This is a genomic window from Virgisporangium aliadipatigenens (genome assembly GCF_016863615.1).
GTDB classification, from domain to species: Bacteria; Actinomycetota; Actinomycetes; order Mycobacteriales; family Micromonosporaceae; genus Virgisporangium; species Virgisporangium aliadipatigenens.
Genome location: NZ_BOPF01000034.1, coordinates 1 through 13,297, shown reverse-complemented (window position 1 = coordinate 13,297; position 13,297 = coordinate 1). Strand labels below are relative to the sequence as shown.

Sequence of the window (13,297 nt, the reverse complement as noted above, 5' to 3'; positions counted from 1 at the left end):
TCACGCCTCGTTCGGCTCGGGCGCGGCCGGGGGAACCGCGAGGCCCTTGGTCAGCGCCGCGTGGACGATGCGGAGGGCCTCCTTGGTGTCGATGCCGACGCTGGCGATGACGGCCGCGTACTCGGCGGCCGCCCGGCCGGCCCGCTCGCGTCCCTGTTCGCCGGCCGCGGACACGAACGAGCCGGCCGATCCGCGGGTCTCGATGAGGCCGGCCTCTTCCAGTTCGCGGTAGGCGCGGCCGACGGTGTTGACGGCCAGTCCGAGGTCCGCGGCGAGGCGGCGGATGGTCGGCAGCCGGGCGCCCACGGCCAGCGTCTGTTCCTGGATCTGCCGCGCGAGTTGGGCGCGCAGCTGTTCGAACGGCGGCACCGGCGACGTGGAGTCGATGACGATCATGTGGCTCACCGGGCACCCGTGGCGCGCCGCGCCACCACGCCGGAGCGCGGGCTTCGCCGGTCGATCAGGGCCAACGCGACGACGCTCAGGACGACGAAGCCGATCCAGGCGACGTTCCACCAGCCGAAGGCGGTACTGAAGACCGACACGACGGGCAGCGACCACACGACGGTCGGCACGGCGACGTCCCGGGCGTCCTCGACCCGCATGACGACGTCGGCGGTGAGCGAGTCCGCGTCGTCCGCGACGACGGCGTGGGTCAGGATGTGCCGCAGCTGAACGACCACGCCGGCCGCGAGCCCGCCCAGCCCGATGAGCAGGATCAGTGCCGCGTAGCGCGCCATGGGGTCCCGCACGGTCAGCACGCCGATCGCCAGCACCGCCGCCCCCACGAACGTCGTCACCGCGAACGCGGCGTGCGGCACGCCGAGCACGGTGCGCCAGCCGAGCCGGACCGGGTGGGCGGCCCGCCGCCGCAACGTCGCACCGGCCCGCCGGTCGACCCGCCGCACCCACCGGTCCAGCAGCGCCTGCGCCAGCACCAGCCCCGCCACCAGCGCCGCCACCGCCAGCAGCGACCAGCGCCGGTACGCCCCGGAGCCGCCGAGGGCCCCGGTGTAGGCGAGCGCCACGAGGATGAGGAACGCCGCCAGCAGCACAGCCGCGGCCAGGCGCCGCTGTCGCCGGGCGGTCAGGCGCATCGCCAGCAGCGGCGTGGGCCGCGCCTCGGCGAGTCCGTGCCCGGCCAGCCACGCGCCGGCCCGCTCGAGATCCGCCGGCCGAACCGGCGGGGCAACATCAGGCACCGTTCCGTTGGCCATGACGCCTCCCATGTCTCAAGTCTTGTATCAATAGAGTGCGTCAATACTTGCGACAAGTCAATCGGTGGCGCTCCGTGCCCCGGCCCGCTCAGAGAACCGACGGCGGCCAGCGGTGCTCGCGCCACGCGTCCCAGGTCGCGAAGCCGGCGGGCGGGTCGTCGACGGGTTCGCTGCCGTCCAGTTCGCCCGGCGTGGGAATCTCGATCCGGCGCGCCCATTCGGCGAGTTCCGCGTCGGACATGGGCCAGGTCGTGTGCGGCGCTTCGGCCTGACGCAGATCGGCGCGCCTGCGCTGCTCGGCCGGAGTGACCGCGAAGTAGCGCAGTTCCGCCCGCGCGCCCACGTCCGCCGCCGCCCGGCGCAGCGCGGAACGCTCGTCCCGGCTCCAGAGCCCGTAGTCGATCACCACGTTGGTGCCAAGGGCGAGCACCCGCAGCCCGAGCCGGATGAGCCGCCCCTCGATGACGTCCCCGGCCGGCGACGGATTCTCGTTCCCGTAGAGGGCCTTCACCCATTCGTCCTTCGTGAGGCGCAGGGCGTCGTGCTCGATCTCGATGCGCCGCGCGGCGGTGGTCTTCCCGCTGCACGGGAGCCCCACCGTCAGGAACAGCGTCGGCCGCCTCATCATCACTCGCTTCCGATCGCTTGGCAGGATGCGCGTATGGCAATCATGGACCGGGACGAGTTCTGGGAAGGGTGAGGGCATCCGACGACGACTTTCCTTGACTGGCCGAGATCTACTGCTAGCCGAACGGCCCGTCTTCCGGGAGCGGCACGCGTCGTCCCTCGGCGGCCGATCGGACTATCGCGTCCAGGAGCCGATGGCGCTTGACGGCGTGGGCGAAGTCAGGGGCCGTCGCGGTGGCGTCGATGAGATCGTTCCGGATCGCCGCATACGTGTGCGCCAGATTGTGAATCGGTGTTCCCGTCAGGTGCGGGTAGTCGTCGTGCCCATCGGGCAGGGTCAGCCGGGACAGTGGGGCGCGACCCCGTGCGCCGCGCACCGTCACGGGCCCGAGGTGCGGATACCCGTTCGCGGACGTGACTTCGACAGTTCCCTCGGATCCGTCGATGAGGAGGGAGAACCCGGGTCCGGACACCGTGGCTCCACGGTGATGGACGGAGAGGATCGCTCCGTCGGGCAGCGCGCCGGAGACGGCGATCTGGTCCTCCGCGGTCATCGGGACCGTCCGTCCGGTGCGACCGAGCGGGACCATCGGGTGCCGGGTCGCGGTCGAGGCGACCACGTCCTGCAGTTCACCGACGATCATCGACACCACGTCGATGGCGTTTCCGAAAGCGATGGTGAGCATGGTGGCGCCGAGCGTGCGATCGAGGGTGTATCGCATCCGCTCGGAGACCGCGTTGCCCCACTCGGTCGATGACGCCACCACCGTCGCGGACAGCACGTCGCCGACATACCCGTCGGCGACGAGGCGGGCCAGCCAGCGGATGGTGGGCGAGGAACGCCCATGAAGCCCGATGAAGTTGCGCGTGTCGCGGGCGGCGCTTGCCATCTCCACGGCCTCGGCCAGGTCGACGGCGAAGGGCCATTCGCTGAGCACCGGCACTCCCGCCCGCAGCGCGGGCAACACCAGCTCGCGGTGCCGGGGCACCTTGACCGCGACGACCACAAGGTCGACGTTCTCGTCCGCCGCCAGCTGTTCGACCGAGGCGTAGCCGGGCACCCCGAACGCGGCGCCGGCAGCGGCGGCCGACGCGCGGGAACTCGTCGCCAGGGCGGTGAGCGCCATGCCGTCGACCGCCGCCAACGCGGGCAGGTGCGCCCCGGCCGCCCATCCGCCCGACGCGCTCAGCCCCACGATCCCCACGCCGAGCGGCCGTCCCCCACGCGATCGCTCGGTCGAACTCCCGGGTTCTCCCATCACGTGCCTTTCGCCTTTCACGTGCCTGTGCCGTGCGCCGCCGCTCGATGAACGCTCCCGAGCGCGGCCGTCAAGCGAGTCGCGGGGCGGTCACGTCGGCCAGGCGAGCAATGCCGTGTCGACGATCTCGTCGAGCGTGTCGGGTCCGAGGCCGTTCGCGGCCTGAACGGCGATGCCGAATCCCGTCGTCATGACGTATCGGGCGAGGCGTCCCGGGTCGGCGTCACGCGGCAGGTCGCCCTCCTCGACGGCACGCCGGAACCGCGCCTCGAGCTGGTCGCCCGCATCGATGCGCCAGCCGACCAGCACATCGTGCGCCGGCTTGCTCTGCTCACTCAGCGCCAGCGCGCCCTGGACTGACAGGCATCCCGCGGGGCAGCCGGGCAACGTCGTGGTCCGGACGGCTCCCCGCAGGAACGCCTCGGCCACCGCGCGCGCGGTGGGCTCCCGCAGCGCACGCGTCGCGTAGGAGGCCGGCCCCTCGGCGTAGCGCTGCACGGCCTTGCGGAAGAGCTGCTCCTTGTTGCCGAAGGCGGCGTACATGCTCGACTTGGTGATCCCCATCGCACCGGTCAGGTCCGTGAGGCTGGTGCCGTCGTACCCCCGCGCCCAGAACACCTGCATGGCGCGCTCCAGCGCCTCGTCGACGTCGAACTCCCGGGGGCGGCCGAGCACCGTGTTCTGGGATCCACTCATGACGGCATCCTCCTCGGTTCATTCCGCACAGACGACTTTACTTCCAATCGGTCCAGATGTGCTAGCGTTCTGTACCGACCGGAACTTAAAGCGGTCGCGTCTACCACTGGAAGAGGATCACCACGATGAGAAGCACCTCCCTCGGCGGGCTGAAGACGTCCCGCATCGGCCTGGGCGCCATGGGCATGTCGGCCTTCTACACCGGCGCCGGCCAGCGCGACGACCAGTCGATCCGCACCATCCGGCGGGCCCTGGACGTCGGCGTCACGCACATCGACACCGCCGAGGCGTACGGCCCCTACGTCAACGAGGAGCTGGTGGGCCGCGCCATCAAAGGACGCCGGGACGAGGTCGTGCTCTCGACCAAGTTCGGTCACATCTCACACACCGGCCGCCACGGCAACGACAGCACCCCGGCCAACGTCCGGCTCGCCGTGGAGGGATCGCTGCGCCGCCTCGGCACCGACCACCTGGACCTCTATTACCAGCATCGGGGCGACCCGGACACGCCGATCGAGGAGACCGTCGGGGCGCTGGCGGAGCTGGTGACCGAGGGCAAGATCCGTCACATCGGGCTGTCGGAGGCGGGACCGGCGACGATCCGGCGGGCGCACGCCGTTCATCCGATCGCCGCGGTGCAGTCCGAGTACTCGCTGTGGGTCCGCGACCCCGAGGCCGAGGTGCTGCCGGTCCTGCGCGAGCTGGGCGTGGGCCTCGTCCCGTACTCCCCGCTGGGCCGCGGGTTCCTCACCGGCGGCATCCGCACGCTGGACGACCTCGACGCCGATGACTGGCGCCGCACCAACCCGCGCTTCGCCGGCGGCAACCTCGAACGCAACATGCGCATCGTCGACGAGGTCCGCGCCGTCGCCGCCGAGGCCGGGGCCACGCCCGCACAGGTCGCCCTCGCCTGGCTGCTCGCCCAGGGCGACGACTTCGTCCCCATCCCCGGCACCACGCGCATCGACCGGCTGGAGGAGAACGCCGCCGCCGACCGCATCAGCCTCACCGACGGCCAGATCGCCCGACTGGACAACCTGACACCGGCCGCCGGCGACCGCTACGACGAGGCCAACATGGCAGCCCTCGGCCACTGAGCGGACTACCGACGCTCGAGGGCCCGCTCGACGCCGGCAAGGATCTCTTCCAGCGTCTCCGGCGTGGTGGCGAAGTTGATCCGGGCGAAGGTGCCGCAGTCGCCGCCGAACTCGGTGCCAGGGCTCAGCCGCACCCGGCCGTCGCGCAGGATGTGCCCGGCGGGATCGTCGGCGATCCGGGTGCCGGCGAAGTCGATCCAGCTCAGGTAGGTAGCCTCCGGAATCCGATGGGCGAGCCCGCGCTCGGCGGCCCAGGCGGCGACCCGATCCCGGTTGGCGCGCAGCCGCACCATCAGGTCGCGGTGCCACTGCCCCGCCTCGGTCCACGCCGCCACGGTCGCCGCCCGGCCGAGGATGTCCGGGGTGCCGAAGTAGTCGATCGGCAGGGCGTCCAGGCGCTGCACGAGCGCGTCCGGGCCGATGTGGGCGATCGCGCAGCGCAGGCCGGCGATGTTGAACGTCTTGGTGGCCGAGGTCGCGGTCACGGTCCGGGTCGCCATCCCGGGCAGCGACGCGAACGGTATGTGCCGGTGCGGCGCGTAGGTCAGGTCGGCATGGATCTCGTCGGCCAGCACCACCAGGTCGTGCTCCTCCGCCGCCATCGCGAACTCGCTCAACTCCTCCGCGGTGAGCACCCGGCCGGTCGGGTTCTGCGGGTTCACCAGGACCAGGAGCTTCGCTCGGCCGACGTCGGCGGGCACCTGGATCGGCACGACCACCCGGCCGGCGCGGCGGATCGACGCGAGGAACGGTGGATAGGCCGGCACGTGCAGTGCGACGCCGTCACCTGGCCGGGTGGTCAGTTCGATGACGATCTGCAGGATCTGGAGCAGGTCACTCAAGACCTTGGTGCGCCCGGCGCGCGGCGCCCAGCCGTACCGGTCACGCATCCGGCCCTCGAAGGCGGCGACAACCGGATCGTCCGGCCGGAACGGGTAGCCCAGGTCCTGCCTGGCGAGGATGCGGTGTATCCGATCCAGGATCGGCGGGGCGACACCGAGGTCCATGTCGGCGACCCAGGACGGCAGCACATCCGGCTCGACGTCGCGCCACTTCGCCCCGATGCCGGCGCGTAGCCGCTGCGGCGGGCCGGTCTCGCTCGCCAGGATCTGGTCCCGCAGTATCTCCATCTGGCCGTGGTGCTGGGCCAGTTCCTCGTAGACGTGCAGCAGCGCGGCGCCCTGGCTGAGCTCGCGGTCCGGCCCGTCGAAGTCGGCCGGCGGCCGACGGTTCAGCGGCGCCTCCGGACGGGCCGCGTGCACGTCCGCGTGGAAGGCGGCGCGGACCTTGCGGGCGCGTTCGAGCAGCGGCTCAATCGGGCCGGTGGCGGTGAACTCGGCGGCCCGGTCCCGGTCGACCGGCCGCCCGGCGACCAGGCCGCCGGCCCACGCCTCGACCACGCCGAGGCAGTGGGTGAGCAGGGCGTACGGCGAGTTGGCGCCGGGCTTCCGATTGGCCCGTTCGTCGCCCAGCGCGGCGACGATCCCGGTCATGCCGTCCAGCGCCCGGTCGGCGAAGTACAGGTAGTCGTCCCTGGTCAACATGAAGGGCCTCCGGTTACCGGTTCAACTGGTAACCGGAGTCTGCCGCGTCCCCGCGTTACCGGTCAAGGAGGTAACGTTCAGGCATGTTCGTGAGCGGCAATCTCGCCCTGGACCTGGCAGGCACTCTGAAGTGGCGACGGGACACCCCGGAGGAACTGCTCAGCGAGCCCGGCGACCTGGACAGCTGGCTGGTCGACGCCGGGGTGCTCGACGCGCCGCCCCGGGCGGACGACGACGATCTGCTCATGGCACGACGGCTGCGCGAGGCCACCTACACCCTTGTGACGGCCCGCCTCGACCGCCGGGTCCTGCCACCCGACGCCCTGGCCCTCGCCAACGAGTTCGCCGCGATCCCGCCGACCCGGCCGGTCCTGACCCCTGACGGCCTGCGCCGCAGCGGCCCGGTCGCCGCGGCGTTCTCCGACGTGGCCCGCTCCCTGCTCACCCTGCTCGCCGACCCCGACGCCCCGATCAAGGAATGCGCCAAGCCCTCCTGCACCCGCCTCTACCTCGATCGGTCCCGCGGCGCCCGCCGCACCTGGTGCGGCATGCAGGAGTGCGGCAGCCAGGCGAAGATGGCCGCCTACCGAGCCCGCCGCCGTTGACCGACCGCGAACTCAGCGGGCACAGCACGCTACGGTGCGCAGCGCCGATCCACGGCGCCAGGAAACGATCGGCCCTGCAATGACGGGTACGACCGGCGCGGCCTGGATCGGCCCCGCCGGCCGCTTTCCCCCTGTGGACGGCCATCAGGTCCGGCGGTCGACACTCACGCAGATGTCCTCGGCCCCGCCGATGATTCCGTAGTTGCGCCCGACGAAGATCATGTACCGGCCCCAGGCGTACTCGGTCCCGGGACCGGAGTCCCACTGGAGGCCGGGGTCGGACCAGGTGCCGTCGGGATTGACCGTCACCGTCACCTGCCGGACGACGTCCGCGTTCAGCGGGGGGTTCAGAATGTGCCGGGTGAACCCCGGAGCGCCGAATGGCTTGGAGTAGCTGGTCCCGCTGTAGTACGTGACAACCACCGTCGGGTCGAGGGCCGGGTTGAGGCCCGAGCCGGACGCGGAGATGCTGCTGCTGCCGTCACCCTCGCAGTCGAAACGGGCGACCGTACGCGTGTCGTACCGGCAGCTCGCGTACGTCTCCCATCCCCCCGTGTTGTCCGGGTTGGCCACCCGGATGAGCCACATCTCCGTGTAGTTGGCGACCGTATTGGTGCCGACGAACGGGATGGAGAACACCACCCCGCTGAAGCCGCCCGTCGCGTCGGTGGTGACGGTCGTCGTCACCGTCGGGCGGTACCCGATCGTGCCGCGGCGGGGCTGGATCGAGGAATCGGCGAGGTCCCACGCGCCCGCCGTGAATGTGGCCTGCACTATCAGCTGGGTGTTCGCCGGGTGATTGGACGTTCCCTCAACCGACGCCGTCACCGTGCGGGTGGCGCCGTCACACGTAAGGGTGGGGGTCTGCTTCGTCACGAACGCCGCCTGCGCCGGAAGGGCCGGTACCAGCACTCCCGCTGCCACCGCGCCGGCTACCAGCAGCCGACCGAACATCTTGATCCTCATCACTCTCCGTTCATCTTCCTGGGCCGGGCGGCCCGTCGATGCCCGGAACCATGAATTCGGTGACTGCCGATACACTTCCGTGGCGCTGCCATGGCGTCACCGACGGGGAAGCGCCTACGGAAGCGCTTCGGGAAGTCATTGGGAAGTCCCTGCGTATGTTGCGTTTCGGGTTGCTGGACGAGGTGCGCGTCTGGCGCGACGGCGAGCCGCTCGACATCGGTCCGCCCAAGCAGCGCGCGGTGCTCGCGGTCCTGCTGCTCGAACCCCGGCGACCGGTTTCCGTCGCCAGGATCGTCGATGCGGTATGGGCCGACGCACCACCCGCCAACGGCGCGAACGCGGTGCAGAAGCAGATCGTCGCGCTGCGTCGGGTCCTCGGCCCGGCAATGGTGACGCTGAGCGACGGCGGTTACCGGCTCGACGCGCCCGCCGACAGCCTCGACACCGAGGCGCTGACCGCGCTGATCCGGGCCGGCGTCGACGCCCGGTCGAGCGGAAACCCCGAGGAGGCCGAGCGGCTGCTGTCGAAGGCGCTCGCGGACAGCCGCTCCGAACCCCTCGCCGGCCTCGTCGGCCCGGTCTTCGAGTCGGCCCGCCGCCGCCTCGCCGAACAACGGGCGTACGCCGCCGAACTCTGGGCGGCCACCGCCCTCGACCTCCGCCACCACGAGGACCTGACCGGCCGGCTCCCCGAACTGATCGTCCAATACCCGGCCCGAGAGCGCCTGCGCGCGATCCACATGCTGGCGCTGCACCGCAGCGGTCGTCAGGCCGAGGCGCTTACCGCCTACCAGGACGCCCGCCGCCACCTGGTCGACGAATACGGTGTCGAACCGGGCGAGGAGCTTCAGCGGGTGCAGTGGGAGATTCTGCGGGCCGAACCGGTCGTGCCGGTTCCGGCGCACAATCCTCCACCGATGTACGACCTGCGCCAGCCGCCGTATCCGCCGGCCGCGAAACGCTCAGGGAAGCAGATCGTGCTGGGGATCGTGTCGGTCGCCGTCTGCCTCTTCAGCATCGGCCTGCTGACCTGGGGCGTCGTTGCTGTCCTGGCCGCGATCCGGGGAAGCCGCGCGCTCGCCGGCATGGCCGCGGTCTACGCCGTACTGCTCGTTGTCTGGCTGGTCGCGGTACCCGTCGAGGACGACGAAGCGTTCTACGCACTGCGGTCGTCGGTCGGTTTCATCGCCATGCTCGCCACCATTTTCGGTGGCGCCGTTCACGTAGGCCTCATCACGCTCTCACCGAGGCACCAGGCCGCCGACTTCCGACGCAGGGTGTGAGGTGGGGCGGTCCCCACGCCAATGGGGGCGCCCCGCCCCGTGTCATCGAGATGCGGATGACATTCGCCGGACTAGCAGGGATCGCCGTCCTGTCCGAGCGGGAGACCCGTGGATAGGACCAGCGCGGCTTGACGTGCGCAAAGAAATCCACGGCTGCATTCGCCGCTCGGTCCGGCGAATAGTGAGTAGCTCGGTCCCCGATGAGCCAGTACGCGCCACCTCCGCCGCACGGCCGTAGTTCGTCGACGACGACGATCGACCATTCACCCCCCTCGACTCCAGCCGGCCACGGCGCCGGTCGCCGCGATCATGCGCAGTGCCATCAGGGCGGTCGTCGTTCGACGCGCGCCTCCTGCCGCACAGCCGCCGAAACAATTTCGCGCGAGCGACAACCGGAACGCCGCGTACCGCGCCCCTAATGAGTGAGGGGGTGCAATGACGAGCCAGAATGACGGAGAACAGGCGTTCGCCGAGTACTTCGCCGCCCGCCAGGACAGTGTGCGCCGCACCGCGTACCTGCTGTGCGGCGACTGGCACTGGGCCGACGACCTGACCCAGGCGGCGTTCATCCGCCTGGCGAGCGCCTGGCACACCGTGCGTGACCGAGGTGCGCTCGACGGGTTCGTACGGACCTGTCTGCTGCGGTCATACCTCGCCGAGACCAGGCGGGTGTGGCGGCGGCGGGAACGGGTGTACGCCGACCCGCCCGATACCGCAGTGCCGTACGACGCCGCCGAGGAGACCGGGCTGCGGATGCTCTTCCAGACCGCGCTGCGACGGTTGTCACCGCGCCAGCGCGCCACCCTGGTCTGCCGGTTCTATCAGGGGCTGGACGTCGAGGAGACGGCGACCGTGCTCGGCTGTTCGACCGGCACGGTCAAGAGCCAGACCGCCCGCGGGGTCGCCGCGCTGCGCGACGTTCTCGGCGACCAGTTGACACAGAAGATGGAGGCGAGCGCGTGACCGACGTACAGGAACTGCTGAACACACTGGCCACCGAGCCCGCACCACCGAGCCCGCACAGCGCGCGGCAGCTCTACGCCGCCGGACGGCAGCGGCACCGGCGGCGGACCGTCGGCAAACTGGCCGCCGTCGCGACCGGCGTGGCCGTTGTCGTGGCCGCCGTCTCGGTGCCACTGGTCATCGACCGCCGGCCCCCGCGTGGTGACGCCCCCGCGGAGAGCGCGGCCGCACCGAAACCGCTGAAGACGTGGCCGACCCGCGCGACGGCCGCAGTCGGCAGCGGCGACAACGACCACCTGTATGTCCTGTCCGACATGACGCCACCCGCCCGGGGCAAGGACCCGGCGCCGCCGATGCTGTACGGCAGCGACGACGGAGGCGCCACCTGGACCGAGCGCTCCCGCGACCTGCCGAAGGACGGGAAGTTGACCGTCCTCGACGCGCGGACGCTGGTGGTCTCCGGCGATTGGCGGGAGAACGGCAAGTACAAGCCGTCGGCGCGGTTGAGCGGTGACGGCGGCCGGACCTGGAAGACCCTCTCCGCCGACGCGCCGCAACAGTCCTGGCCGGAGGGCGGTTGGACCTCCTGCCTGCTCCAGACGGGGCAGTACTGCACGGCGATGGGCTTCCAGCCCGGCGGTGCGGGGGGCGGGCCGCTGGCCAACCAGCCCGGTGTTGCCGGAATGCTCGAGTACGCCCAGCTCGACGCGAAGACCGCCGTGGCTGCCGGGTTCCTGGAGCAACGGGGCGCGGTCTCGGTCACCGTCGACGGCGGCCGGACGTGGAACACCCACCGCTTCGAGGAGCCGGCCTCCACGACCACCTTCGTCCCGCTGGTCCTCGGCACCGGCGCCGCGCTCACCGCCGTGGTACGTCGTGACGGGGGCATCCGGGTGTACCGGAGCACTGACGCCGGCCGCTCCTGGCAGCAGCATCCCGACCCGGCCGGGCTGCTCTCCCGCGGCGGCACGTACGTGCCGTCCACCCGTGGCGCGGTCGTCACCCGCGACGGGCGGCACATCGTTACGCACGTCGACGCATCCGGTGTGCTCCGGCTCTACCGCAGCGACGCCGGGCACGCCCGGTACGAGCACCTCGACGCCACCGGACTGCCGACGACGGAGGCGCCACGGCTGGTCACGCTTCCCGGCGGGATGCTGGTGGCGATCAACCGCGAAGCGGCGTTCCAGTCCGCCGACGACGGCGCCACCTGGCAGCCCCTTCCGATCGAGTGACCGTCGCCCGGACGCGTGCCGGTCCTCGCCCGGGCGTCGGCGACGCCGTAGGGCGGTTCGGCGCGGGAACGTGGGTGTTCGCCAACTGGTCGGGCTGGGAGGCCGCGCTCGCCACCCGCTAGCAACAACAATGGTCCGGTGAGCTACAGGCTGTGGGGGTTGACAGGGAACCCGGCGCTGCCAGCCGACCTGATCGACAGGTTGATTTCGGTCGCGCCGGCCCGGGCCCTGGGCAGGTTGGCCGAGCGGGATGATCTGTCCGCCACGCAGGTGCGCGCTCTGGTCGATCGGGGTGACCGCGAGGTGCGCGTCCGGTTGGTGCGGCGTGGCCTGCTGGGTGCCGCCGACGTTCCAAGCGGGGACGTGTGGTCCAGCATCGCCGCGGTGGACGAAGGTCTGCTGCCGCCGGGCCTTGTGGTCGGCCTGGTCGGGCATCCAGATCCGGAGGTCCGAGCCACGCTCGCCGGATGTCGGCAGCTCCCCGAGGGTGCACTCGCCGTCCTGGCCGGCGACGCCGATACCCCGGTCGCCCAGGCGGCCGCCGGTTCGCCCGCGTTGACCGCTCCGGTCGCCGAACGGCTTGCCCGGCATCCACATTTGACCGTCCGGTGGAGGCTGGCCGGCAACGAACGCACGCCGCCAGGGGTGCTCGCCGCGCTCGCGGATGACGACAGCACCGGCGGCGTGCGCTGGTGCCAAGGCTGTGACCCCACCGGAGACCCGCCGCCGTGGACGTGGGCCCGGGCAGCACCGTCGAACATCCGCTGTGCGGCCGCTACCCACCGGCGTGCCGTGCGGGAACTGCATCAGGCCCTGGTCACCAACCCGGCTACGCCTGCCGCGATCGCGGCGACGTTCGCCACGCATCACTGCGTCCGGGTACGGGCGGCGCTCGCGGCCCGGACCGACCAGCCCAGGCCGGTGTACAAGCAACTCGCCACCGACGCGCAGCAATCGGTCCGCGACACGGTCGCCGTCAACCCGGCTGTCGGTGGGACCATGATCCGCAAGATGGCCACCGACCAGACCTGGTCCGTGGAGCGGGTGATCCTCAATCCCCTGGTACCGCTGCCCGTGTTGGGAACGCTCGCCGGCCGATACAGGATCCGTTCCACGCTGCTGCCGAGGATCGCCGCCGCCACCGACGACGAGATCGATCAGTTGACCCGCTCGACGGGTCCGGCGGTGCGCATGCTGGTCGCCGAACGCCGCGACCTGCCACGCGCAATCGTCGACCGACTCGCCGCCGACCCGGACGCCAGGGTCGCGAAGGCTCTCGCGCCAAACCCGATGCTGTCCGAACAGCAGTTACGCGCGATGCTCACCGCGCACGGGGTGCGGGTGGCCGTGCGGATCGCCACCAACCCCAACTGCGGCCCCAGACTGTTGCAGGCACTGGCCACCCACCGACCCCAGGTCCAAAAGGTGTACCGAGTGATCGCCGCCCACCCCAACGCGACCGCCACCGCCCTGCGGCACTGCCTGGACGACTGGCAAGGGCGGCCGGTCGCGGCCAGACATCCGGCCCTGCCGGTCGACGTCATCGTCTCGTTGCTCGACGACCCCCCGCCGGTCCAATCCGCCGCCGCTGCCAACCCGTCACTGCCCCGTGCCGTGATGGAGTCCATAGTGGATCGAGGTCCGGAGTGGTGAGTCCAAAGTCGACTGACCCGACGATGACGGCGTGTCGGTATTCGGCGAAGCAGGGTATGTCGCCTGCGGCGGCCCTGCGCTGCAGTGGTAACGGGAGTTCGCGAAGCGTTGCCGACACGAGTTCGCTGGGCGGCGTGGGCGCGCTCCGTACG

At 71.3% G+C, this 13,297-nt stretch carries 13 protein-coding genes; 6 read left to right on the top strand and 7 right to left on the bottom strand.

What is annotated here, in order from left to right; genetic code table 11:
* The 5 genes from Val02_RS35405 to Val02_RS35385 form a co-directional block, all read right to left on the bottom strand.
* Positions 1-396, bottom strand: coding sequence for a GntR family transcriptional regulator (locus tag Val02_RS35405; RefSeq protein ID WP_203903660.1), 396 nt, complete (start codon positions 394-396; stop codon positions 1-3).
* Between the two features lie 5 nt (positions 397-401).
* Positions 402-1,217, bottom strand: coding sequence for a hypothetical protein (locus Val02_RS35400; RefSeq protein WP_239153583.1), 816 nt, complete (start codon positions 1,215-1,217; stop codon positions 402-404).
* An 88-nt stretch (positions 1,218-1,305) separates the two neighbouring features.
* Positions 1,306-1,845 (bottom strand): P-loop nucleotide/nucleoside kinase family protein, encoded by a 540-nt coding sequence (locus tag Val02_RS35395; RefSeq protein WP_203903659.1) that lies wholly within the window; start codon positions 1,843-1,845, stop codon positions 1,306-1,308.
* Positions 1,846-1,960: 115 nt separating this feature from the next.
* Positions 1,961-3,049, bottom strand: coding sequence for a Gfo/Idh/MocA family protein (locus Val02_RS35390; RefSeq protein WP_203903658.1), 1,089 nt, complete (start codon positions 3,047-3,049; stop codon positions 1,961-1,963).
* A 144-nt stretch (positions 3,050-3,193) separates the two neighbouring features.
* Positions 3,194-3,799, bottom strand: coding sequence for a TetR/AcrR family transcriptional regulator (locus Val02_RS35385; RefSeq protein ID WP_239153582.1), 606 nt, complete (start codon positions 3,797-3,799; stop codon positions 3,194-3,196).
* Between the two features lie 125 nt (positions 3,800-3,924).
* Here Val02_RS35385 and Val02_RS35380 point away from each other — a divergent pair, with 125 nt between their 5' ends.
* Positions 3,925-4,896, top strand: coding sequence for an aldo/keto reductase (locus Val02_RS35380; RefSeq protein WP_203903657.1), 972 nt, complete (start codon positions 3,925-3,927; stop codon positions 4,894-4,896).
* A gap of 5 nt (positions 4,897-4,901) precedes the next feature.
* Here the strand turns inward: Val02_RS35380 and Val02_RS35375 are convergent, their stop codons facing one another.
* Positions 4,902-6,440, bottom strand: a complete 1,539-nt coding sequence (locus Val02_RS35375) for an aminotransferase class I/II-fold pyridoxal phosphate-dependent enzyme (RefSeq protein WP_239153581.1) — start codon at positions 6,438-6,440, stop codon at positions 4,902-4,904.
* An 83-nt stretch (positions 6,441-6,523) separates the two neighbouring features.
* Here Val02_RS35375 and Val02_RS35370 point away from each other — a divergent pair, with 83 nt between their 5' ends.
* A complete protein-coding gene (locus Val02_RS35370) occupies positions 6,524-7,045 on the top strand; it encodes a CGNR zinc finger domain-containing protein (RefSeq protein WP_203903656.1) in 522 nt (173 codons plus the stop codon).
* Between the two features lie 144 nt (positions 7,046-7,189).
* Here the strand turns inward: Val02_RS35370 and Val02_RS35365 are convergent, their stop codons facing one another.
* Entirely contained in the window at positions 7,190-8,011 is an 822-nt protein-coding gene (locus Val02_RS35365; RefSeq protein WP_203903655.1) for a hypothetical protein, read from the bottom strand.
* 38 nt (positions 8,012-8,049) lie between these two features.
* Here Val02_RS35365 and Val02_RS35360 point away from each other — a divergent pair, with 38 nt between their 5' ends.
* The 4 genes from Val02_RS35360 (at position 8,050) to Val02_RS35345 (ending at position 13,145) form a co-directional block, all read left to right on the top strand.
* Complete coding sequence (locus tag Val02_RS35360; protein WP_203903654.1) at positions 8,050-9,294, top strand: AfsR/SARP family transcriptional regulator; 1,245 nt, start codon at positions 8,050-8,052, stop codon at positions 9,292-9,294.
* Between the two features lie 435 nt (positions 9,295-9,729).
* Positions 9,730-10,257, top strand: a complete 528-nt coding sequence (locus Val02_RS35355) for a SigE family RNA polymerase sigma factor (RefSeq protein ID WP_203903653.1) — start codon at positions 9,730-9,732, stop codon at positions 10,255-10,257.
* Complete coding sequence (locus Val02_RS35350) at positions 10,254-11,492, top strand: beta propeller repeat protein (protein ID WP_203903652.1); 1,239 nt, start codon at positions 10,254-10,256, stop codon at positions 11,490-11,492. Before Val02_RS35355 ends, Val02_RS35350 begins: the two co-directional genes overlap by 4 nt.
* Before the next feature lie 138 nt (positions 11,493-11,630).
* Positions 11,631-13,145, top strand: coding sequence for a hypothetical protein (locus Val02_RS35345; protein WP_203903651.1), 1,515 nt, complete (start codon positions 11,631-11,633; stop codon positions 13,143-13,145).
* The last annotated feature ends 152 nt before the right edge of the window (positions 13,146-13,297 follow it).